Consider the following 23,231-nt stretch of genomic DNA (forward strand, 5'->3'; position numbering starts at 1 on the left):
TGACAGTCTGCACAATGCGCGGGGGCTTACGAGCGGGCGCTTGGGGCTTACGGGGCGTAGAGAAGCGGGCGGCTCGGGGCTTCCGAGTGGTGGGTGGGCGTGCGCCTGAGGCCTCCGGGTGGCGAGGCGCCCCGTGAGGGGCGCGGGGCTGTATCAATGTGCGGCTCCGCCGCGCGGGCGCGACCAGCCCCCACCGGCCCGCACTTCATCACCGCACCTCCAGCGGAGCGGCCGGGTGGCGCGGGAGCGTGTGCGGCTTGAGGGTGGGGAGTGAGAACCCACCCGTCCACCACATCCGCAGCCGAGCACCCGAGTCCCCCAGCTCAACGCAAACCCCAGCGCGCAGCCCCTTGGCAAAGCCCCGACGTGGAGGCACGTTGGGCGGGACGGATCCCGGCGAAGGGAGCGGAGTGACATGAGTGCGAAGATCCTGATCGTCACCGGAGACGCCGCGGAGTCACTGGAGGTCCTGTACCCCTACCAGCGCCTGCGCGAAGAGGGCTACGAAGTCCACATCGCCGCCCCTGCCCGCAAGCAACTCCGCTTCGTCGTCCACGACTTCGAACCCGGCTTCGACACGTACACGGAGAAGCCCGGCTACACCTGGCCCGCCGACCTGGCCTTCTCGGAGGTCGACCCCGGCCAGTACGTGGCCCTGGTGATCCCCGGCGGCCGGGCACCGGAGTACCTCCGCAACGACCCCGAACTCCGCAAGATCCTGAAGTCCTTCTTCGACACGGACAAACCCGTCGCCCAGATCTGCCACGGTCCCCTGCTGACCGCAGCGATCGACGGCCTGAGGGGTCGCCGCGTCACGGCGTACCCGGCGCTGGAGCTGGACATGCAGGCCGCAGGCGCCACCTTCCAGGACGCCGAGGTCGTGGTCGACGGCACCCTCGTCTCGTCGCGCGTCTGGCCGGACCACTCCAGCTGGATGCGGGAGTTCCTCACGGTGCTACGAGCGAAGGCTCCTGTGACCTGACCTGACCTGACCTCGGCTTCGGCTGACCTGACTTCGACGGGGCGTACGTCACGGGTCCATCACCCTCGTACGCCCCTGTACGCCCCTTCACGCCGCCAGCCGCTCCGCCTCCACGACCGCTTCCTCCAGGCTGTCCACGACAGGGACCCCTATCGCTTCGAGGCTGGCCCGGCTGTGCGAGCCCCCGGTGTACAGCACGGCCCGCGCCCCCACATGCCGGGCCGCGAGCGCGTCGTCCGCCGCGTCGCCGATCACGACCGTACGAGCGGGCTCCACGCCGGTCAGCGCCCCCACATGCCGCACCATGTGCTCGGCCTTGCTGCCGCCGGACGGCCCGGTGCGCCCGTCGACCCGTATGAAGTGCGACTCGATCCCGAAGTCCCGTACCAGCGGGACGAGTTCGTCATGCCCGTACATACTCAGCAGCGACTGGCTGCCCCCGGCCGAAGCCCACTCGGCGAGCAGCCCCGGAACGCCGTCGGTGAGCCCGCAGCCAATCCGGTGCTCCGTGTAGTACCGATGGAACGTCTCGTCCATGACCTCCCACTCCGCGTCCGTGGGCAGCCGGCCCATCAGCCGCTCGTAGAACTTCGGCACCGGAACGCAGTACAGCTCCCGGTACTGCTCCAGCGTGATCGGCTCCAGCCCCAGCTCGGCGAACGCCGCGTTCGTCGCCCCGATGATGGCCGCATTGTCGTGGAACAGAGTGCCGTTCCAGTCCCACACGATGTGCGCTGCCTTGTGCTTCCCCATGCCAAAGAACGTACCCGCCCGCACTGACAACGCCATCGGTATTTCTTCACCGCCGGCCTTGGCTCATTCCCCTCAGCCCCGAGTCCCACCAGGTTCGGGTCAGTCCCCGAGCCCCACCAGGTTCGGGATCTCCTGTGTGGCGAACCACAGCAGTTCGTGGTCCTCGGCCCCGTCCACGACGAACTGCGCGTCGTCGTCACCCGTGTCCGCCGCGCCCAGCGCGTCCGCCGCCGCCGTGACATCCGCCTCGGCCTCGCCCGAGTCGACGTGCACGGCCGCGGCCTTGGTCAGCGGCACGGGCCCGTCGACCCGCACCTCTCCGAGCGAGCCGGGGTCGAGCCCACGGTCGGGATCGGCGACCGCGGCCCCCTCCGGGACGTCGACGGCGACGACCACGCGTCGCCGCACGGCCCCCGGGTCGAGCGCGAGCAGCCGCAGCGAGGCGAGCGCGGCCCGGTTCAGCGCCGCGTACTCCAACTCCTCGATGTCGTCGGACAGATACCACTCGCGCAAGGCGGGCGTGACGGCGTACGCGACGAAGGGCCCGGCCCCGAGCTCGCCCGTCTTGTACGCCTCGGCGAGACCGGAGAGGGTCAGAGGGACGTAGACGCGCATGGCTGGCCGCTTTCGTAGTCGGAGCGCTCCGAGGAGGGCTGTCCCGCGCCTCCGGAAGGACCTTCAGGATACGTGCGGGAGGTCCCCTTTCGAGTCCGGGCGATCCCCTCGTACGACGTCAACCACAAGGCCGGGGTCTCACCCGGTACACCCCAGCCCTGCCATGGCTCTCGCAGGCCTTCGTCACCCTGATAGGTGAAGATTCCGGCCCCCACGGCGCGCAGCCGACGTCCTTGCAGCCGCCCGCTCCGGCCCCGTACAAGATCCCCAACAGCAAAGTTACCGCCCGGTATCTACTCGGGCCCAGCGAGCGGGGACAGCGCCATGAACAAGGTGATGACCAGGACGAAGCGCAACCCGGGCACCCGCCCACCCGGCCGCCACGACACCCGCCGCCCCGCCGGAACCACCCCACGCACGACGCCGGGCAGGGAGACACCGGGCAGCTCGCCGCGGGGCGGGAACGCCGGTGGCAGCCCTGGCACGGGGCCCGGCGGGAGCACTGCGCGTACCTCCCGGACCCTGCCCGGCGGCAACCCGCCCCGGACTGCGAGCCCTCGCCGCACGGCGCCCGCTCGAAGTCCGCTCAGGACGCCCCCGCAGCCTCGTCCCACCGACCTCTTCGCCGACCTCCTGCTCGCCGTGCTGAGCGGGCAGCGTCCCGTTCACAGCATGCTCCGGCACACGGCAGGCCGGGCGTACGACGAACTGGCCTGGCTCGCCGAACGCGGCCCCCTCCGCACCCACGGCACCCGCCCTGTCGTCCGCGACGTCGGCTACGAGGTCCCCCGCCCGGGCGCGATCGAGGCCTTCGCCCGTATCGGCGCGGGCGACCAGCTCCGCGCCATGGCCTTCCGCCTGGAGAAGGGCCAGGACCTCCGCTGGCGCTGCACAGCGGTAGAACTGGGCGGCGCCCGCATGCCGCGTACGGACGACAACTGAGCCCAAGCGGGCTTGCCGAAGTCCGGCGCAGTACCGCGCCCCTTAGGAGGCCGCAGGCCTCTTAGGGGCGCGGGGAACTGCGCGACCAGCCACAACGAACCCGCAGCTTCGAACCGAGCCCTCGACACCCAACAGCCCGAAGGGCCGGGCACCCCAAGGTGCCCGGCCCTTCACATCTGACCCCCGCTCAACCAGCTCAACCTAGCGGAGCGAACCGTCACTTCTTGCGGCGCCGGCCGCCCTTCTGCTGCTTGCGGCGCTCCGCGCGCGTGAGGCCGTCCGACTCGGAGCGCACCGGCTCCTCGTCGCTGGTGAAGTCGCCCTCGACGACGCCGCCCTCGCCGTCCACGGTCGGCGCGGAGAAGTGCAGACGGTCCGGCCGCTGCGGGGCCTCGAGGCCCTTGGCGCGGATCTCCGGACGCGCACCCGCGGGCACGGCGTCCTCCTTCTTGTCGAGCGACGGCCTCGTGTCCTCGACCGGGACTTCCTCGACCTGCTGCTCGACCTGGACCTCCAGGTTGAACAGGTAGCCGACGGACTCCTCCTTGATGCCGTCCATCATGGCGGTGAACATGTCGAAGCCCTCGCGCTGGTACTCGACCAGCGGGTCCTTCTGGGCCATCGCACGCAGGCCGATGCCCTCCTGGAGGTAGTCCATCTCGTAGAGGTGCTCGCGCCACTTGCGGTCCAGGACCGACAGCACGACCCGGCGCTCCAGCTCCCGCATGATCTCGGAGCCGAGCTGCGCCTCACGCGCCTCGTACTGCTCGTGGATGTCTTCCTTGATGGACTCGGAGATGAACTCGGCGGTGAGACCCGCGCGGTCGCCTGCCGTCTCCTCGAGCTCCTCGATGGTGACCTTCACCGGGTAGAGCTGCTTGAAGGCGCCCCACAGCCGGTCCAGGTCCCACTCCTCGGAGAAGCCCTCGGCGGTCTCGGCATCGATGTACGCGTCGATCGTGTCGTCCATGAAGTGCTGGATCTGCTCCTGCAGATCCTCGCCCTCCAGGACGCGGCGCCGCTCTCCGTAGATGACCTCACGCTGCCGGTTGAGGACCTCGTCGTACTTGAGGACGTTCTTCCGGGTCTCGAAGTTCTGCTGCTCGACCTGCGACTGGGCGGAGGCGATCGCGCGCGTGACCATCTTGTTCTCGATCGGCACATCATCCGGGACGTTCGCCATCGACATCACGCGCTCGACCATCTGGGCCTTGAACAGCCGCATCAGGTCATCGCCCAGGGAGAGGTAGAAGCGGGACTCACCGGGGTCGCCCTGACGGCCCGAACGGCCGCGCAGCTGGTTGTCGATACGACGCGACTCGTGCCGCTCGGTGCCAAGGACATAGAGGCCGCCGAGGTCCGTGACCTCCTCGAACTCGGCCCGCACCGCCTTTTCGGCCCTCTCCAGGGCGGCGGGCAGCGCCGCGGCCCACTCCTCGATGTGCTCCTCGGGATCGAGGCCGCGCTGGCGCAGCTCCGCCTCGGCGAGGTCCTCGGGGTTGCCGCCGAGCTTGATGTCCGTACCTCGTCCGGCCATGTTCGTGGCGACGGTGACGGAGCCCTTGCGGCCGGCCTGGGCGACGATCGTCGCCTCACGGTCGTGCTGCTTCGCGTTCAGCACTTCGTGCTGGATGCCGCGCTTGCTGAGCTGCTGCGAGAGGTATTCGGACTTCTCGACCGAGGTGGTGCCGACGAGGATCGGCTGACCCTTCTCGTGCTTCTCGGCGATGTCGTCGACGACCGCGTCGAACTTGGCGACCTCGGTGCGGTAGATCAGGTCCGACTGGTCCTTGCGGATCATCGGCTTGTTGGTCGGGATCGGCACGACACCGAGCTTGTAGATCTGGTGGAACTCGGCTGCCTCGGTCATCGCCGTACCGGTCATGCCGCAGAGCTTGTCGTAGAGGCGGAAGAAGTTCTGCAGGGTGATCGTGGCGAGCGTCTGGTTCTCGTCCTTGATGTCCACCCCTTCCTTCGCCTCGATGGCCTGGTGCATGCCCTCGTTGTAGCGGCGGCCGGCGAGGATACGGCCGGTGTGCTCGTCGACGATCATGACTTCGCCGTCGATGACGACGTAGTCCTTGTCCTTCTTGAAGAGCTCCTTGGCCTTGATGGCGTTGTTCAGATAGCCCACCAGCGGGGTGTTCACCGACTCGTAGAGGTTGTCGATGCCCAGCCAGTCCTCGACCTTGGTGACGCCGGACTCGTGGATGGCGACGGTGCGCTTCTTCTCGTCGACCTCGTAGTCCCCGGTCTCCTCGATGCCCTTGAGGGTGTTGCCCGCCTCGCCCTTCTTCAGGCGCGTGACCAGTTTGGCGAAGTCGCCGTACCACTTGGTGGCCTGGTCGGCCGGGCCGGAGATGATCAGCGGCGTACGGGCCTCGTCGACGAGGATGGAGTCGACCTCGTCGACGATCGCGAAGTTGTGGCCCCGCTGCACCAGTTCGTCCTTCGACCACGCCATGTTGTCGCGCAGGTAGTCAAAACCGAACTCGTTGTTCGTGCCGTACGTGATGTCGCAGTTGTACTGCTCGCGGCGCTGGGCCGGCGTCATATTGGCCAGGATGCAGCCGACGTCCAGGCCCAGGAACTTGTGGACGCGGCCCATCATCTCGGAGTCGCGCTCGGCCAGGTAGTCGTTGACCGTGATGAGGTGGACGCCCCGGCCGGACAGCGCGTTCAGATACGCGGGCAGGGTGCCGACCAGGGTCTTGCCCTCACCGGTCTTCATCTCGGCGACGTACCCCATGTGCAGGGCGGCGCCGCCCATGATCTGGACGTCGTAGTGCCGCTGGCCGAGGACGCGCTTGGCGGCCTCGCGGACGGTCGCGAACGCCTCGGGGAGCAGGTCGTCGAGAGCCTTCGTCACGACCGCGTCGTGCTTCGACTCGTCGGGCTCGTCGGCGAGGGCCTCGACGATCCGCTCCTTGTACTCGTCCGTGAGGGCCCGCAGCTCGGCGTCGGAGAGGTCGACGAAGTCCTCTTCGATGGAGTTGACCTGGTCCGCGATGCGGTGCAGTTTGCGCAGGATCTTGCCTTCGCCTGCACGCATGATCTTCGAGAGGACGGACACGGGGGTTTGTCTCCTTGCCGGTCGGGCCGGACGGTCGGGTTCAACAACAGTTTCAAATCACAGCTTGAGCAACGGCCATCGTAAGCGAGGACCCCACCGCGCCGGGAGGTCTGCCCGTGACAGCCACTAGGACAACGGACGGGAGTTGCCGAAGGTGCCGCGCCCGCAAAACGAAAAGTAACCGAGCCCTCACTCAGGGCGAAAGTGATGGCTTCCTCGGGGCAGGCCGAGCAGAATCGGGCAATGGACCCCGTAAAGCTGACCTCTGAGCGGCTCCTTCTGCGCCCGGTGGGCCCGCACGACACCGACGCCGTGTACGACGCCTGCCAGGACCCCGAGATCCAGCGCTGGATCCCGATCCCCTCGCCCTATCTGCGGGAGCACGCGACGGGTTTCACCGAGCAGATAGTGCCCGACGGCTGGGCCGACTCCTCGATGTTCACGTTCGGCATCTTCCTGCCCGCCGCCGGCGAACTCGTCGGCACGGTCGGCCTCACCATGCGTTCCCTGGGTGTCGGTGAGATCGGTTTCTGGGCGACGAAGCAGCACCGGGGCAACGGTTACATCACCGAGGCCGTGGTCGCCACGTCCCGCTGGGCCTTCACGGACCGGGCGATCGACCGCGTGGAGTGGCGGGCCGAGGTCGGCAACGCGGGTTCCCGTACGGTCGCCGAACGCGCCGGCTTCAGCATCGAGGGCGTCCTTCGCTCCGGCATCAACAACAAGGGCGTACGCCGTGACTGCTGGGTCGGCTCCCTGCTCCCGTCCGATCTGGGGCTGCCGTCGACGGCGCCGTACCTGCCGGCTCCACAGCGGGACTGAAGCCCGGCACCTGGCGCTTCTGAGGCGATCTTCGCAGGTCAGGCCCGATTGTCAGTGGGACCGCCTATCGTGCGGGCCATGACGAGTCTCCCTCGCCCCACCGCCGAACTCTCCGCAGACGAGGCCCGCCGTATCGCCCTGCGCGCCCAGGGGTTCCTCGGCGCCCCCGACCGCAAGACCGGCGTGCGTGGCGTGCTGCGGCACCTGGGAGCGGTCCAGCTCGACACGATCTCGGTTCTCGCCCGCTCCCACGAACTCATCCCGTACGCCCGCCTCGGCGCCGTCGACCGCAAGACGGTGGACAAGGCCTACTGGACCACTGCATCTTCTGGCGCGCCTCCGGCACGACCCCATGCCTTCGAGTACTGGTCGCACGCCGCCTGCATCCTCCCCATCGAGGAGTGGCCCCACTTCGCCTTCCGCCGCCGCGCCTACCGCGCCCGCCCGCACTGGAACCACGAGCTCCCGGACGGCACGTACGACCAGGTCATCAAGCAGCTGAGAGCCGAAGGCCCTCTTACGGCCACGGAGTTGGGCGGCGCGAAGAAGACCAGCGAGTGGTGGGACTGGTCGGGCACGAAGGTCGCCGTCGAGCGCGCGCTGATGTACGGCGAGGTGGTGTGCGTCGAGCGTCGCAGCTGGAAGCGGGTGTACGACCTCGCCGAGCGCGCCGTCCCGGAGGCGCTGCTCCATGACGAGCTGGACGACACCGAGTGCCTGCGCCGCCTGGTCCGGCTCGCGGGCCAGGCGCTGGGCGTCGGCACGCGCGCGGACATCGCCGACTACCACCGCCTCAGGGGCGACCAGGTCGACGCGGTGATAGCGGACTCCGGACTGGTCCCGGTGACCGTCGAGGGCTGGGGCAAGCCCGCCTGGGCCGATCCGGCGGCCTTGGAGACCACGCCGCGCGGCCGCCACCGTACGACGCTGCTGTCCCCGTTCGACTCGCTGATCTGGGAGCGAGCCCGCACAGAGCGGATCTTCGGCTTCACCCACCGCCTGGAGGCCTACGTCCCCAAGCCGAAGCGGGTGTACGGCTACTTCACGATGCCGGTCCTCGCCGGCGGCCACCTCGTCGGCCGAGTGGACCCGGCCCGCGAGGGCCGGACACTGGTGGCCAAGCAGATAACCCTCGACAGCTCCAAGGCGGTTCCTGCGGTGGCCCAGGCCCTGATCGAGGCCGCGAGCTGGGTGGACTGCACGGACGTACGGGTGGAACGGGTGGATCCCCCTGAGCTGCGCGAACCGCTGACGCGAGAGCTGGCCCGCGCACTGTCCTGACGGCAACTGCTGTACCGCGCCGTTTCGGCGCGGCGGGCGCGGCGGGCTCAACGGATCTCGAGGATCTTCTCCCGCATCGCGTACACCACGGCCTCCATCCTGGAGTGCAGCTGCAGCTTCTCCAGGATGTTGCGTACATGGTTCTTCACGGTGTTCTCGGAGATGAACAACTCCTTGGCGATGTCCCGGTTGTTCATCCCCGTGGCCACCAGCTTGAGGACCTCCAGCTCGCGGTCGGTGAGCCGGGGCGCCGGCAGCAGACGCCGCTCGTCGGTGCGCTGGATCATCGACTTGAACTCGGTGAGCAGCTTGGACGCCATCGAGGGGCTGATCTGCGACTGCCCGTCGGCGACGGCACGAATGGCCGTGGCCACCTCGTCCGTGGAGATCTCCTTGAGGAGATAGCCGGTCGCGCCCGCCTTGATCGCGTCGTAGAGGTCGGCCTCCTCATCGCTGATCGTCAGCATGATGATCTTCGCGCTGGGGGCCACCTCCTTGATGGACGTGCACGCCTCGATACCGCCGCGCTTGGGCATGCGTACGTCCATCAGCACGATGTCGGGCAGCAGGTCGGCGGCCTTGTCGACCGCCTCGGCCCCGTCACCCGCCTCCCCTATGACCTGGATGTCCTCCTCGGCGGCAAGCACGATCTCCAGGCCGCGGCGGAAAAGGGCATGGTCGTCCACGACAAGGACCCGGATCGGCTCCTTGCGTGGGGGGGCCGCGTTCGGGCCGGAGCCCGCGTCCGGGCCCATGCCGACGACGCCGTCGCCAGCATCTTCGTTCTGCACCGGTCCGAAGCTGTCCGCCATCGTTCCTCCCCCTGAAGGCCGTGGCCTTTTGTTCCTGTGCCATCGCCAATCCAAGGCAACGGCCCACCGGTTGGGGCCCGGTGCGGCCATGATTTCATGCCCGGACGACAGTGCGGTGACGTAGCGGGGCGTGAGGGGTCGTACACCGGTGCCCCTGGGGGTGCACGTGCACCCCCAGGGGCACCGGCTGGGGGTCCCCCGGCCGAAGGCTGGGGGACCTCATTGGGCAAGGTCAGCCGCCGAGCGCTCCGCCCGTCGGGGGTTTGTGCGCCTGGGCGACCATCGGGTCCGTGCTGAGGTGGATGACGCCGTAGTCGTATGCGTGCCGCCGGTAGACGACACTCGGTTCCTTGGTCTCGGAGTCGACGAAAAGATAGAAGTCGTGCCCGACCAGCTCCATCTCGTAGAGAGCCTGGTCGAGGGTCATCGGAGAGGCGACGTGAGTCTTCTCGCGCACAACGAGGGGGCCTTCACCCTTTACCTCGAGGGAGCCGATCTTCTTGGTCGGCACTCCGTCGGGCTCTTCCTCGTGGACGGCGTTGCCGTTCCCGTTCAGTGTCGCCGCACCCGGAACGTGGTCGGGGACCTCAGCTGCCGTGAGCCGACGGGCACCACGGCGCGTGTAGCGCTTGTCGTGCTGCTTGCGCAGCCGGGCTTCCAGCTTGTCCGCCGCCAGGTCGAGCGCCGCATATGCATCGCTGGCCGCTGCCTCCGCCCGGATCACCGGGCCGCGGGAGTGCAGCGTGATCTCCACTCGGTCGGACCGGTCGGCCTGTCGCGGGTTGGGCTCCTTGGACACCTCGACGTCGAGGCTGATCACCTTGGCATCGAGCTTCTGGATCTTCTCCAGCTTCAGCTTCTCGGCCACGTGCTTGCGGAACCGCTCTGGCACCTCGGTCTTGCGGCCCTTGACGACGATGTCCACGCAGAACTCCGTTCCCGGATCGCTCCGCATCGGTGCGGAGCAACTCCCTTTTTTGCACCAGGCTCCGGCAAGTCCCAGAGCCTCGGACTTGATGACTCCACCTCCTCCTCCCCCAGGGGCAAGATCTCCACCCCACCTCCGCGGGTGATTGCAGAAACCCGCAGCGTGGCAATCCGATATACGAGGGACAGCACCCGCCATTCCCTCACAACCGAACATATCTCGCTCGGACGGATGTCGTCACCCTCTACGGCGGTGTACCTCCATTCCAGCGAATTGAACCTCTCACTACCTGCAACGACGCAACTTCCCAGTCAGTTCCGGATTGTTTCGAAAGATGCCGGAGACGCCGCGACCACAGCCGCACTGATCATGCTTCCGGTGCCGTTCGGATCGCCCATTCCGGCGATCGCTTGTGGCCGGTCTCCCACTTCCGCAAAAGCCGCGCGCAGCGCCCGCGCCGCCTCCGCCAAGGACGCGCCCGTCGTCATCAGGTCGTCGACGAGTACGGCCCGGCCGCCTTCGGCCAGCAGCCGGGCGCCCCCGGCTGCCACCTCCAGGGCGCCGGCCAGATTGTCCAGCCGCTGCCGGGAGTTGAGCCCCGACTGGTCGGCCACGGCACGCCGCTGCCGCAGCACGGCGAGCACCCGGGCCGACGTCCCCGCGCGCCGCAGCTCACCCGCCGCCGCGAGCGCGATCCGCCGCGCCGGGTCGTGCCCCCGCGCCCGCACCGCCCGCCGCGCGGAGGGCACGGGAACCAGCAGCACCGGCGCCCCGGGCCCGCCACCGGATGCGAGCCCCGACCGCACCGCACCCGCGAGCGCCACTCCCAGCGGCCCTGCGAGCATCAGCGCACCCCGTTCCTTGTGGGCGAGGAGCGCCGCCCGCACCTCGTCCTCGTACGGAGCCGCCGCGTGCACCACAGGCAGACTCGGCGGCTCGGGCAGCGGCCGCACCCGGCGCGGCGCGGCCCCCATCAGGGCGGCACGGCACCCCGGGCAGAGCACCGTACGAGGCCTCCCGCAGCCTCCGCACTCGGCCGGCAGCACCAGATCGGTGAGGTCCTGCCACCACCCCCGCATGCCCACCACTGTGCCAACGCCTGAGCCGTCCGGCCACCCCTGTGGATATCTCCCTGTGGACAACTCCGGGGCTAGGGTCTGTCCGGCGGATCAGGTCGGAGGAGAGCCAGGGATGCCCTGAGAAGCAGAGATGAGCGGGCCCTGGTGCGTGCAGCTGCAAGGCGGAGGAGGGAGTCGACGCGATGGGGGTCCCCCCACGCCCTTAAGGCAGTGGGGGAGTGCGTGCCAGGGCCCGCGCGTCTCCGGCATGATCCGCCGGACAGGCCCTACCCCGGATAGACCGGCGCCGTCCCCGTCTTGACCACCTTCTGCCACTGCGCACCGGACGAAAGCCGCACAATCCCGTCCTCCGAGTGCGCCACCAGCGGCAGCCGCTCGTCCTCGGAGGCGGCGATCTCCTGCACACCGGTGAGCGCGGAAGGCGGCGCCCCGACCGGAGTGGAGCCGTCGACCTGGACGTACCGGATCTGCTGCACGCCGCCCTCCTCCTGGCCGACCACGACCAGGCGGCTGTCCCCGGCCCAGGACATGGCCGCGACCTCCTCCAGCTGCGGTGCGACCGAGCGCGGTTCGTGGATCGTGACGACAGGCCGCCCGTTCGAGCCGTTCTGCCGCTCGATCCGACCCATGAGCAGCGAGGTCTTGCCCTCCTTCTCCACTATCAACGCGATCCGCACGCCGTCGGCGGCCACCCGCACCGCCTCGATCCGCCCCTCGACCCCGGGCGCCTTGACCTCCAGCGGCTCGCCCCCGCCCTCCTCCAGCAGGAGCAGCCGGGAGTTCTTCGGGTCGCGGTCGGCCACCCACAGGTCGCCGCCCGCATCCCAACTGGGCGTCGTCAGCCCGTCGTTCTCCGACTTGGACTTGCTCTGCAGCACGGGATCCCCGAGCGAAGCACCGGACGCGAGTGACCCCACGTACAGCGAGCGCCCGTCCAGCGACACCCCGGCCGCGCTCTCCTCGTTCCGCGAGACCGCGGCCGTACGCAACGCCGTGTCGCCCGCGCCGAGCGCTCCGGGCACCGGCTCGGCCTGCTGTTCGCTGCCGGCGGGTATCCGTACGAGCCGCTTCTCGCCGTCGATGAAGTACTCGTACTGGACACGCTGCCCTGTGCCGTGCGAGGCGATGATCTCGGCCTCGCCCTCCTTGATCGCGCACAGCTGTGAGCCGTCGGGGCGCTGCAGTTCGACCTCGTCGATGCCCGTGGGCGTCAGGTCCTTCAGGGTGAAGACGAGCTGGGCCGCCATCTCGGCGCACTGGGTCTGCCCGACGCCCTCGGCCTTCTTGTTCAGCGGCACCGTCAGCCTGTTCTGGTCGTCGGGCGTGAGCGTCTTGACGCCTTTCTTCAGTGCCGTACCGGTGGGGAAGCGCGACCTGACCACCGGCTTGAGCCAGCTGGTGGGCCCGTTCAGCAGCGCCTTGACCATCTGTGTCACGGGGTCGACCTGCTCGCGCACATAGACCGGATCGGCCACGGTCCCAAGCCGGTCGGCGGTCGGCGAGTTCGATGCGAAGTAGTACTTGTTGACGGAGACGTAGCGGCGCTGGAAGTCGGAGTTGCCGAGCACCACGCCCTGCGGCAGCGCGTCGATGCGCCACTGCTTGCTGCCGTCCGACCCCTTCTGCTCCGTGAGGTGCACCATCTTCTTGTACGGGCCCTCGGCGGGCTCGTACGCGAACTGCTCGTCCACCTCGGCGACCTTGTCGCCGGTCAGCGCGTACGCGTAGTCGCCGGTGACCTCCCTGCTGCCGCTGTGCTCGGCCAGTGCGGTCGGCCCGTCCGCGAGCACCGTGGTCGAGCGCTCGGGCTGCCAGTTATCCGAGGCGTCCTCAGTGAGGTACTTGCGCGCCGTGTCGAACTCCGGTTCGTCGCTGGTCAGCGCCTCCAGGAAGCCCTGCACGATCTCATCGGGCTGGGCGTTCTCCCGCGGCGGCATCGCGAAGACCCGGACCTGCGCGTCCGGCCGCTGCGAGGCCTCGACGTCGCGCAGATTCCCGCTGTCCGGCATCGAGGCGCACCCGGCCAGCAGTACAGCTCCACAGCCGACGTACGCCATCACCCGCATCGGACGCCGCCGGCCGCCGCGATCGCCGTCAGCGCCCACGAGATCCCTCCCCTTGCCTCAACTGATCCGGCCCCTCGCCGGTTCCCGCGCCACTCTCGGACGGCGCCTCCCCGGGCTCTTCACGCTCCCCGGACTCCACGGGCGCCGTCGCCACCGCACGCGCCTCCCCCGCGGGCCGCGGCACCACACGCGCGCCGTTGCCGGGCAGCGCCGCCGGATCCACCGCGCCCGCCAGCCGCGGTGCCACCGGAGCTCGCGGCGGCATCGGCGGTACACCGTGCTCGCCGTGCGACTGCGCCGGCACCGTGGCGAGTTTCTGTGTGCCGTTGAGGGGCAGCCCCGCTTCGTTCAGCCCGCGGTTGCGCCGCGAGTCCCTGGGCTCCAGGGGTATCGGCGAGCCCCGAAGCGGCTCGTCCGCGGTCCGCGGCAGCGTCAGCCGGAACTGCGAGCCGCCGCCCGGCTCACCCCAAGCCTGCAGCCAGCCGCCGTGCAGCCGCGCGTCCTCCAGAGCGATGGACAGGCCAAGGCCCGTACCACCGGTGGTACGGGCGCGTGCCGGGTCGGCCCGCCAGAAGCGGCTGAACACGCGGGTCGCCTCGCCGGGCTTGAGCCCCACTCCGTAGTCACGCACCGCGACCGCGACCGCGCCGCCCGCCGCGGCGAGCCTGACCACCACGTCCTTGCCCTCACCGTGCTCCACGGCGTTGACGACGAGATTCCGCAGCACCCGCTCCACCCGCCGCGCGTCGGCCTCGGCGACCACCGGCTGGTGATCGCCGACGACCTTGATCTGCGTGCCCTTGCGCTCGGCGAGCGGCTCGGCCCCGCTCACCACCCGGCGTACGACCTCGCGCAGGTCTATCGGCTCGGCCTCCAGGGCCGCCGCGCCCGCGTCGAACCGGCTGATCTCCAGCAGATCCGCGAGCAGCGTCTCGAACCGGTCCAGCTGGTCCGCGAGCAGCTCGGCCGACCGCGCGGTCACCGGATCGAAGTCCACGCGCGCGTCATGGATGACATCAGCGGCCATCCGTACGGTCGTCAGCGGCGTCCGCAGCTCATGCGACACGTCGGACACGAACCGCCGCTGCATCCGCGACAGGTCCTCCAGCTGCTGGATCTTCAACTGAAGGTTCTGCGCCATCTTGTTGAAGGCCTCACCGAGCCGCGCGATGTCGTCCTCGCCGGTGACCTTCATACGTTCCTGAAGGCGCCCGGCGGACAGCCGCTCGGCGATCCCCGCAGCCATCCGTACGGGCGTGACGACCTGACGCACCACGAGCCAGGCGATCGCGCCGAGCAACACCACGACGAACAGGCCGGCCGTCGCGAGCGTCCCCTTGACCAGGCTGAGCGACTTCTCCTCCTGCGTGAGCGGGAAGAGGTAGTACAGCTGGTACGGGTCGCCGTTCGGGTCGTTCACCTGCTTGCCGATGACCAGCCCCGGCTGGGAGTCCTGGCCGGTCTTGTAGACGATGCGGGTGTAGCTCTGGGCCGGGAGCATGCTCTCGTCGATGCGGCGGCGCAGATCCTCCGGCACGCTCGTCGCCGGATCGACGCCGCCCGACGAACGCGGCCCGCGCCCACCGCTGTCCGCGCCGGCGACCGCGCTGGAGGAGCTGAGCGTGACCACGTCGAAGGCGCCCTGTCCGCCACTGGAGAGGGACTCCACGAGGTCGCTCAGCCACGCGCTGATGTTCTGGACGGGCCGCTCGTCCGTGCTCGAACCGTCGTCGCCCCCGGCGCTCGCGGCCGCGTCCGCCCGCTGCTTGGCCACGCCGAACCCACCGGTGGCCTGGCTCTCCGAAGCCCTCACCTTGGCGTCCAGCAGGCCGTTGCGCACCTGCCCGATGACGACGAAGCCGAGCAGCAGGACGACGCCCAGCGACATCAGCAGCGTCGTGACGACGACCTTGAGCTGGATGTTGCGCCGCCACAGCCGCATGACGGGCAGCAACGGACGGCGCACCCAGCGCATGAACAGCCGGAGGACGGGGCTGCCCTGGACCCCGCCCTGCAGCAGCCAGCCCTCGCTGAACCGAGCCCAGAAGGAGCTCGTCGTCTTCCGGCCGACAGGCCGCGAGCGGCTGCCCGGCTGACCGGGCGCCGAAGCGGCACTGTCCCGGGACATGTCAGCTGGGTCCGGCCTTGTAACCGACGCCACGGACAGTCACCACGATTTCCGGCCGCTCCGGATCCTTCTCGACCTTGGAACGCAGCCGCTGCACATGAACATTGACAAGGCGGGTGTCCGCCGCGTGCCGGTAGCCCCACACCTGCTCGAGGAGCACCTCACGCGTGAACACCTGCCAGGGCTTCCGGGCCAGCGCCACCAGCAGGTCGAACTCCAGCGGCGTCAGCGCGATCGACTGCCCCTCCCGCTTCACGGAGTGACCGGCCACATCGATGACCAGGTCGCCGATGGCGAGCTGCTCGGGCGCCGGCTCCTCCGACCTCCGCAGCCGCGCCCGGATCCGCGCCACCAGCTCCTTCGGCTTGAACGGCTTCACGATGTAGTCATCAGCGCCCGATTCGAGCCCGACCACCACATCGACGGTGTCGCTCTTCGCCGTGAGCATCACGATCGGCACCCCGGACTCCGCCCTGATCAGGCGGCACACCTCGATACCGTCCCGCCCAGGCAGCATCAGATCGAGCAGCACCAGATCGGGCTTGGTCTCACGGAAAGCGGCCAGCGCCTTGTCGCCGTCGGCTACGAAAGACGGTTCAAAACCTTCACCACGCAGCACAATGCCGAGCATCTCGGCCAGTGCGGTGTCGTCATCGACGACAAGGACTCGTCCCTTCATGAATGCCATCATCCCATTAACTAAATCGTTACCTGGCGTGACCTGGCACACAGCTCGGCAAGCGCCTCTGCCGTGACGGGCGAAACGGCGCCCTCTTCGGTGACGATCGCCGTCACCAGTTCGGGGGGTGTCACGTCGAACGCCGGGTTGTACGCCTGGGTCCCCAGGGGTGCCACCGGAATCCCGCCTCCCGCTTCCGCTCCCGCCACCGGCACCTGGGGTGCGATGAGCTCGGTCACCTCATGACCGGCGCGCTGCTCGACCTCGATGGACGCCGCGTCCGGGGTGTCGGGGTCCACCGTCGTCACCGGCGCCACCACGACGAACGGTACGTGGTGGTACCGGGCCAGCACCGCGAGCGGGTAGCTCCCCACCTTGTTCGCCACCGAACCGTCTGCCGCGATCCGGTCCGCCCCGATCAGCACCGCGTCCACCTCCCCCGCCGAGAACAGCGACCCCGCGGCGCTGTCCGTGAGCAGTGTGTACGCCATCCCCTTGCGCGCCGCCTCGTACGCCGTCAGACGAGCACCCTGCAGCAACGGCCGCGTCTCGTCCACCCACAGCCTGCGCAGCCGCCCGGCCCGGTGCGCGGCGAGCGCGACGGCGAATGCCGTGCCCTCCCCGCCGGACACCAGCGCCCCGGTGTTGCAGTGCGTAAGAATCCGGTGGTTGCCCCCGGGCAGCAGCTCGTCCAGCAGCGCCAGACCGTGCTCGGCCATGCGCGTGCTGGCCTCGGCGTCCTCTTGGTGAAGGGCGCGAGCGGCGGCGAGCGCGGCCTCGGCTGCCTGCTTCTGGTCACCGCCGCCGGCCAGGGCAGCACGGTGAGCCGACTTGGCTCTGCGCACGCCGTACGCGAGGTTCACCGCGGTGGGCCGTGCGCTGGCGAGCGCATCGGCGGCGTCGTCCACATCGAACCCTCGCTCGGCGGCGAGCGCGACCCCGTACGCCCCGGCGATCCCCAGCAGCGGCGCCCCGCGCACGGCGAGTGTGCGGATCGCCTCCACCAGCGCCGGAGGGTCGGTGCACACCAGCTCGACCTCCTCGGCCGGCAGCCGCGTCTGGTCGAGAAGGACCAGTACGGAGCCTTCCGGCGGTTCATCCCACCGGATCGCCGGAATCTCGGTGGGCGCGTTGTCCTCGCGGATATGCACGTACTGATCGTCCATCCGCCCAGTCTGCCCCGTACAGGGCGGACAATTGAAGGTGTGCAGCCCATACGGGGGCCGGTCACTTCCTGGCCGCACCGTGGCACGATGGCTGCCAACCTGCCGCCGCAACCGCGGACGGGCACCGTGAAGGAGCGACGATGAAAGACACTCCGGGCTGGGCATCGCCCGGATCTGCCCCCTCCGACGGGCAGGACGGGCAGGAGCCGAACGCCTCCGGCCCTGCCGAGCCCGCGGACCGGCCCACTGCCCCAGAGCCCACGGATCAGCCGGGACAGCCCGGACCCGACCCGACCGGCCCAGGCACGAAGTGGTCCAAGGAGCAGCCTCCGCCCGGCCAGTGGTCCGCCCCCAGCGGCTCCCAGGGCAGCCCGGCCCAGGCTCCGCCACCGCCTCCGCCCGGCCCCGGCTGGGGCGGACAGCCTCCTGGCGGCCCGGGAGGCGGCCCCGGATACGGCGGCCCCGGTGGCCCTGGCGGATACGGCGGTGGCTACGGCCCCGGTCCCGGTGGCCACCCCGGCTGGGGAAGCGGCTGGGGCGGACCTCCGCCCGCCGCCAAGCCCGGCGTGATCCCGCTCCGCCCGCTCGGCGTCGGCGAGATCCTCGACGGCGCCGTGTCGACCATGCGTACGCACTGGCGCACAGTCCTCGGCATCTCGCTGACCGTCGCGGTGTTCACGGAGATCGTCGTGGTCCTGCTCCAGGGCTTCGTCCTGGACGACGCCGCGAGCTCGGACGCCCTCAACGACCCGAGCGCCACCGTCAGCGAGCTCACCCGCGCCCTGGGCGACACCCTGCTGAGCTCCGGCGTCATTCTGCTGATCGCGCTGCTCGGCACCATCGTCGCGACCGCTCTGCTCACGACCGTGACCAGCCGCGCCGTGCTCGGCAAGTCGGTGACCACCGCCGAGGCCTGGCGCGACGCCCGGCCCCAGCTGGCGAAACTCTTCGGCCTCACCTTCCTGCTCCCGCTCATCGGCGTCGCGGTTGTCGCGGTTGGCACCCTGCCCGGCTTCCTGGTCGCCCTCGCCGGCGGTGGTGACGGCGGTGTCGCACTCGCCGTCCTCGGTGGCATGGCCGCGAGTGTCGTCGCGATCTGGCTGATGGTCCGCTTCTCGCTGGCCTCGCCCGCCCTGATGCTGGAGAAGCAGAGCATCCTGAAGTCCGTGAGCCGCTCCGCCAAGCTGGTCCGCGGCTCCTGGTGGCGGGTCTTCGGCATCCAGCTGCTCGCCACGATCATCGCGAACGTCGTCGCCTCGATCATCGTGATCCCGTTCGCCTTCCTCGCCGCCGCCCTGAGCGGTGACGGTGTCAGCGGTCTCCTCAACAGCGGCACCGGAGACCTCGGCTGGACATTCCTCATCGTCAGCGGGATCGGCTCGGTGATCGGGTCGATGCTCACCTTCCCGATCACCGCGGGTGTCGCCGTGCTCCTCTACATCGACCAGCGCATCCGCCGCGAGGCCCTCGACCTCGACCTGGCCCGCGCCGCCGGCGTCCAGGGCTACGGCACCGGCGCCCCCGGCACCACCCCGGGGAGCTGATGCGGTGAGCCCGTCGGGGGGTGTTTTCACAGCGGTGCTCGCGCTGCCGGGCTCCGGCACCACGGCCGTACTCGTGCTGCCACGCTCCGCCGACGAACCACCGGTGACGCTCCCGCGCGACCCCGCGCGGGAGGCGGCTCGGCGCGAGCTGTCCAAGCGGATGTACCACGAGAACGACCCCGGCTGGCTCCAGCGCGCCCTGAACGCCTTCTGGGAGTGGCTCGACAAGCTGTTCGGCGCAGCCTCTTCCGCGACCCCGGGCGGCTCACTCGGCCTCGTCGTCATCGCGCTGACGGCAGCGGCGCTCATATGTGCCCTCTGGTGGCGGCTCGGCACCCCGAGGCGCGGCCCCACGTCGGCCGCCCCGCTCTTCGACGACCGGCCGCGCAGCGCCGCCGAGCACCGGGCAGCCGCCGAGAGCCACGCTGCCCAGGGCCACTGGAACCAGGCCGTCCAGGAGCGCATGCGCGCCATCGTCCGCTCCCTGGAGGAGCGCGCCCTGCTCGAGCCCCGCCCCGGCCGCACCGCTGACGAGGCAGCCGCCGAGGCAGGCCGTACGCTCCCCTCCCACACGGACCGGCTGAGCGCCGCGGCCCGGGACTTCGACGACGTGACGTACGGCGGACGAACGGCCACATCACAGGCGTACCAGCGCCTCACCGAACTCGACCGCGACATGGAACGCACCAGGCCGGTCCTCGCGAGCAGCACCCCGAGCAGCCAGAACACGGCCCACAGCACGCGCCAGGGGGCCGCCGAATGACCACCGAGGCCACCCTTGAGTCCACCACCTCGGCCTCCCCCACCGCTCGCCAGGTGTGGACCCGCGCGCGCGGTGTCCTGCTCGGGCTCGTGATCCTCCTTGTGGCCGCGATCGCCATCGCCGCGGTCCGCTCCGACGCCCAACACGGCAGCCTCGACCCTCGCTCCGTCGACCCCAACGGCAGCCGAGCCGTCACCGAGCTCCTCGCCGACCGTGGCGTGTCCACTCGCGTGGTCACCACCCTGGAGGACGCGCGCAACTCCGCCGGCCCCGACACCACCCTCCTGGTCGCCGCCCCGGACCTGCTGACCGACCGCCAGCAGAGCCGACTCCAGGCGGCGTACACCAACTCCGGCGGCCGTACCATCCTCGTCGCGCCCGGCATTCCGTCCGTCGGCACCCTCGCCCCCGGAGTCACCGCCGACCCCACGCCCAGCTACGACTCCACGCTCCCGCCCGACTGCGCCCTGCCCGCCGCCCAGCGAGCGGGCACCGCAGACACCGGCGGCATCCGCTATACGACGACCGCGCCCGATGCCGACTCCTGCTACCTCAGCGACAGCCTGCCCACCCTGCTGCGCGTCCCGGCGCTCGAAGGGGACGGCGACACCGTCGTACTCGGTGCCCCCGACATCCTCCACAACGACCGCCTCGACGAGCAGGGCAACGCCTCGCTCGCCCTCCAACTGCTCGGCTCCCGCCCGCACTTGGTCTGGTACCTCCCCTCGCTCTCCGACGACTCGGCCACCGATTCCGGCGACCGCAGCTTCTTCGACCTGATCCCCTCCGGCTGGCTCTGGGGCACCTTGCAGCTCTTCATCGCCGCAGTCCTGGCCGCCCTCTGGCGTGCCCGTCGTCTCGGCCCGCTCGTCCCCGAACGGCTCCCCGTCGCGGTCCGCGCCTCTGAGACCGTCGAAGGCCGCGCCCGCCTCTACCGCAAGTCCAATGCCCGCGACCGCGCCGCAGCAGCTCTGCGCTCCACCACCCGCACTCGCCTCGCCCCCCTCGTCGGCCTGTCCCCCGCCCAGGCGCACGCACCCGAAGCCCTGCTCCCCGCCCTGTCCACCCGCCTCCCCGGCGACGGACAGTCGTCCCCGCACTCCCTTCTCTTCGGCCCGCCGCCCCGCGACGACGCAGCCCTCATCCACCTCGCCAACCAACTCGACGCCCTCGAAAGAGAGGTACGCCGTCCATGATGGACCCGACCACTGACAACGCCGCGCACACCGGGGATCCGGGCGCCGCCCGGGCCTCCCTGGAGGCCCTGCGCGCCGAGATCGCCAAAGCCGTGGTCGGCCAGGACCCCGCCGTGACCGGCCTCGTCGTCGCCCTCCTCTGCCGCGGACACGTCCTGCTCGAAGGAGTCCCCGGAGTCGCCAAAACGTTGCTCGTCCGCGCCCTCGCAGCCGCCCTCGAACTCGACACCAAGCGCGTCCAGTTCACCCCGGACCTGATGCCCAGCGACGTCACGGGCTCCCTCGTCTACGACACCCGCTCCGCCGAGTTCTCCTTCCAGCCCGGCCCGGTCTTCACCAACCTCCTGCTCGCCGACGAGATCAACCGCACCCCGCCCAAGACCCAGTCCTCGCTCCTCGAAGCGATGGAGGAGCGCCAGGTCACGGTCGACGGCACCGCGCGCCCCCTCCCCGAACCCTTCCTGGTCGCCGCGACCCAGAACCCGGTCGAGTACGAGGGCACGTACCCCCTCCCCGAAGCCCAGCTGGACCGTTTCCTCCTCAAGCTGACGATCCCGCTGCCCTCCCGCCAGGACGAGATCGACGTCCTCACCCGCCACGCTGAGGGCTTCAACCCACGCGACCTGCGCGCCGCCGGCGTACGCTCCGTAGCGGGTCCCGCCGCTCTGGAAGCCGCCCGCGCCGCAGTCGGCAAGACAGCGGTCTCCCCCGAAATCACCGGCTACGTAGTGGACATCTGCCGCGCCACCCGCGAATCCCCGTCCCTCACCCTCGGCGTCTCCCCGCGGGGCGCGACGGCGCTCATGGCCACCGCCCGCGCCTGGGCATGGCTGACCGGCCGCGACTACGTAATCCCCGACGACGTAAAAGCCCTCGCCCTTCCCACGCTCCGCCACCGGGTCCAACTCCGCCCCGAGGCCGAGATGGAAGGCGTGACCGCCGACTCCGTGATCAACGCGATCCTCGCCCACGTCCCCGTACCCCGCTGATGGCACTCACCGGACGCGCCGCCCTCCTCGCGGCCCTCGGCACCCTCCCCGTCGGCATCTGGGAACCCGGTTGGACGGGCATCCTCGCCGTGAACATCCCCCTGGCCCTCGCCTGCGCCTGCGACTTCGCCCTGGCCGCGCCCGTACGCCGCCTGGGCCTGACCCGCTCCGGAGACACCTCGGTACGCCTGGGCGAAGCCGCCGATGTCACCCTCACGGTCACCAACCCGACCGGCCGCCCCCTACGCGCTCGCATCCGCGACGCCTGGCCCCCCAGCAGCTGGCAGCCCGGCACGGAAGTCACCGCCTCCCGCCACCGACTGACGATCCCCCCGGGCGAACGCCGCCGCATCACAACCCACCTACGCCCCACCCGCCGCGGCGACCGCCAGGCAGACCGCGTCACCATCCGCTCATACGGCCCTCTCGGCCTCTTCGCCCGCCAGGGTAGCCACAACGTCCCCTGGACCGTACGCGTCCTGCCCCCGTTCACCAGCCGCAAGCACCTCCCGTCAAAGCTGGCCCGCCTCCGCGAACTCGACGGCCGCACCAGCACCCTGACCCGCGGCGAGGGCACGGAATTCGACAGCCTCCGCGAATACGTCCCCGGGGACGACACCCGCTCCATCGACTGGCGCGCCACCGCCCGGCAGACCACGGTCGCCGTACGCACCTGGCGCCCCGAACGCGACCGCCACATCCTGCTGGTCCTCGACACGGGCCGTACCTCGGCGGGCCGCGTGGGCGACGCCCCACGCCTCGACGCCTCCATGGACGCGGCCCTGCTCCTGGCCGCCCTCGCCTCCCGCGCCGGCGATCGCGTGGATCTCCTCGCGTACGACCGCCGGGTACGCGCCCAAGTGCAGGGCCGAGCCGCAGGCGACGTCCTCCCATCCCTGGTGAACGCCATGGCCCGCCTAGAACCGGAACTCATCGAGACGGACGCACGCGGCCTCACCGCCACCGCCCTCCGCACAGCTCCACGCCGCTCCCTGATCGTGCTCCTCACCAGCCTCGACGCGGCCCCCATTGAGGAGGGCCTGCTTCCCGTACTCTCCCGCCTCACCCAGCGCCACACAGTCCTGGTTGCCTCAGTAGCCGACCCGCACATAGAGCACATGGCCACGGCAAGGGGAAACACCGATGCCGTGTACGAAGCCGCTGCCGCAGCCCAGGCTCAGACAGAACGCCATCGCACCGCCGAGCAACTCACCCGCCATGGCGTCACGGTCGTGGACGCGACACCAAATGATCTGCCTCCGGCTTTGGCAGACGCTTATCTGGCCCTCAAGGCAGCGGGACGTCTTTAAACGCAAAAATCCCCCGTGCCATTCGGCACGGGGGATTTCTCTACATTTTGTTCGGCGGTGTCCTACTCTCCCACAGGGTCCCCCCTGCAGTACCATCGGCGCT

The 23,231-nt window shown here is 70.2% G+C and carries 19 protein-coding genes; 9 read left to right on the forward strand and 10 right to left on the reverse strand.

The window, feature by feature from the left end:
- Positions 1-415: 415 nt before the first annotated feature.
- On the forward strand, positions 416-982 hold the full coding sequence (locus ACYVO6_RS22625) for a DJ-1/PfpI family protein (RefSeq protein ID WP_461063850.1): 567 nt from the start codon (positions 416-418) through the stop codon (positions 980-982).
- Between the two features lie 87 nt (positions 983-1,069).
- Here the strand turns inward: ACYVO6_RS22625 and ACYVO6_RS22630 are convergent, their stop codons facing one another.
- Both ACYVO6_RS22630 and ACYVO6_RS22635 read right to left on the reverse strand, forming a co-directional pair.
- Positions 1,070-1,735 (reverse strand): HAD family hydrolase, encoded by a 666-nt coding sequence (locus ACYVO6_RS22630; protein WP_461063852.1) that lies wholly within the window; start codon positions 1,733-1,735, stop codon positions 1,070-1,072.
- Between the two features lie 99 nt (positions 1,736-1,834).
- Positions 1,835-2,350 (reverse strand): DUF6912 family protein, encoded by a 516-nt coding sequence (locus ACYVO6_RS22635; RefSeq protein ID WP_461063854.1) that lies wholly within the window; start codon positions 2,348-2,350, stop codon positions 1,835-1,837.
- Positions 2,351-2,674: 324 nt separating this feature from the next.
- Between ACYVO6_RS22635 and ACYVO6_RS22640 the strand changes: the two genes are divergently transcribed.
- A complete protein-coding gene (locus tag ACYVO6_RS22640) occupies positions 2,675-3,292 on the forward strand; it encodes an Rv3235 family protein (protein ID WP_461063856.1) in 618 nt (205 codons plus the stop codon).
- 217 nt (positions 3,293-3,509) lie between these two features.
- On the opposite strand, the gene secA is transcribed toward ACYVO6_RS22640, so the two are convergent.
- On the reverse strand, positions 3,510-6,365 hold the full coding sequence (gene secA, locus ACYVO6_RS22645) for a preprotein translocase subunit SecA (protein WP_461063858.1): 2,856 nt from the start codon (positions 6,363-6,365) through the stop codon (positions 3,510-3,512).
- Positions 6,366-6,608: 243 nt separating this feature from the next.
- Between secA and ACYVO6_RS22650 the strand changes: the two genes are divergently transcribed.
- Positions 6,609-7,187: a GNAT family N-acetyltransferase gene (locus tag ACYVO6_RS22650; protein WP_461063860.1), complete on the forward strand. Its 579-nt coding sequence runs from the start codon at positions 6,609-6,611 to the stop codon at positions 7,185-7,187.
- Positions 7,188-7,265: 78 nt separating this feature from the next.
- Positions 7,266-8,468, forward strand: a complete 1,203-nt coding sequence (locus tag ACYVO6_RS22655; RefSeq protein ID WP_461063862.1) for a winged helix-turn-helix domain-containing protein — start codon at positions 7,266-7,268, stop codon at positions 8,466-8,468.
- A gap of 47 nt (positions 8,469-8,515) precedes the next feature.
- On the opposite strand, the gene ACYVO6_RS22660 is transcribed toward ACYVO6_RS22655, so the two are convergent.
- The 7 genes from ACYVO6_RS22660 to mtnA form a co-directional block, all read right to left on the reverse strand.
- Entirely contained in the window at positions 8,516-9,280 is a 765-nt protein-coding gene (locus tag ACYVO6_RS22660; protein WP_461063864.1) for a response regulator, read from the reverse strand.
- A gap of 232 nt (positions 9,281-9,512) precedes the next feature.
- Complete coding sequence (gene hpf, locus ACYVO6_RS22665) at positions 9,513-10,205, reverse strand: ribosome hibernation-promoting factor, HPF/YfiA family (protein WP_461063888.1); 693 nt, start codon at positions 10,203-10,205, stop codon at positions 9,513-9,515.
- A 314-nt stretch (positions 10,206-10,519) separates the two neighbouring features.
- Positions 10,520-11,287, reverse strand: a complete 768-nt coding sequence (locus tag ACYVO6_RS22670; RefSeq protein WP_461063866.1) for a ComF family protein — start codon at positions 11,285-11,287, stop codon at positions 10,520-10,522.
- Between the two features lie 266 nt (positions 11,288-11,553).
- Entirely contained in the window at positions 11,554-13,392 is a 1,839-nt protein-coding gene (locus ACYVO6_RS22675) for an LpqB family beta-propeller domain-containing protein (protein ID WP_461063868.1), read from the reverse strand.
- On the reverse strand, positions 13,382-15,481 hold the full coding sequence (gene mtrB, locus ACYVO6_RS22680) for an MtrAB system histidine kinase MtrB (protein ID WP_461063870.1): 2,100 nt from the start codon (positions 15,479-15,481) through the stop codon (positions 13,382-13,384). The genes ACYVO6_RS22675 and mtrB overlap by 11 nt, the downstream gene beginning before the upstream one ends.
- A 1-nt stretch (position 15,482) precedes the next feature.
- Positions 15,483-16,172, reverse strand: a complete 690-nt coding sequence (gene mtrA, locus ACYVO6_RS22685; RefSeq protein ID WP_189327097.1) for a two-component system response regulator MtrA — start codon at positions 16,170-16,172, stop codon at positions 15,483-15,485.
- Between the two features lie 8 nt (positions 16,173-16,180).
- Positions 16,181-17,326 carry an S-methyl-5-thioribose-1-phosphate isomerase gene (gene mtnA, locus ACYVO6_RS22690; protein WP_461063872.1) on the reverse strand — a complete coding sequence of 382 codons (1,146 nt, stop codon included), beginning with the start codon at positions 17,324-17,326 and terminating at the stop codon, positions 16,181-16,183.
- Between the two features lie 140 nt (positions 17,327-17,466).
- Here mtnA and ACYVO6_RS22695 point away from each other — a divergent pair, with 140 nt between their 5' ends.
- The 5 genes from ACYVO6_RS22695 to ACYVO6_RS22715 are packed head-to-tail and all read left to right on the forward strand — an operon-like array spanning position 17,467 to position 23,128.
- A complete protein-coding gene (locus ACYVO6_RS22695; protein ID WP_461063874.1) occupies positions 17,467-18,870 on the forward strand; it encodes a glycerophosphoryl diester phosphodiesterase membrane domain-containing protein in 1,404 nt (467 codons plus the stop codon).
- Between the two features lie 4 nt (positions 18,871-18,874).
- Positions 18,875-19,633, forward strand: coding sequence for a DUF4129 domain-containing protein (locus tag ACYVO6_RS22700; protein ID WP_461063876.1), 759 nt, complete (start codon positions 18,875-18,877; stop codon positions 19,631-19,633).
- Positions 19,630-20,829 (forward strand): DUF4350 domain-containing protein, encoded by a 1,200-nt coding sequence (locus ACYVO6_RS22705; protein ID WP_461063878.1) that lies wholly within the window; start codon positions 19,630-19,632, stop codon positions 20,827-20,829. The genes ACYVO6_RS22700 and ACYVO6_RS22705 overlap by 4 nt, the downstream gene beginning before the upstream one ends.
- Complete coding sequence (locus ACYVO6_RS22710) at positions 20,829-21,818, forward strand: AAA family ATPase (RefSeq protein ID WP_461063891.1); 990 nt, start codon at positions 20,829-20,831, stop codon at positions 21,816-21,818. The genes ACYVO6_RS22705 and ACYVO6_RS22710 overlap by 1 nt, the downstream gene beginning before the upstream one ends.
- Positions 21,818-23,128: a DUF58 domain-containing protein gene (locus tag ACYVO6_RS22715; protein ID WP_461063880.1), complete on the forward strand. Its 1,311-nt coding sequence runs from the start codon at positions 21,818-21,820 to the stop codon at positions 23,126-23,128. Before ACYVO6_RS22710 ends, ACYVO6_RS22715 begins: the two co-directional genes overlap by 1 nt.
- The last annotated feature ends 103 nt before the right edge of the window (positions 23,129-23,231 follow it).

The organism is Streptomyces pseudoechinosporeus (assembly GCF_054783935.1).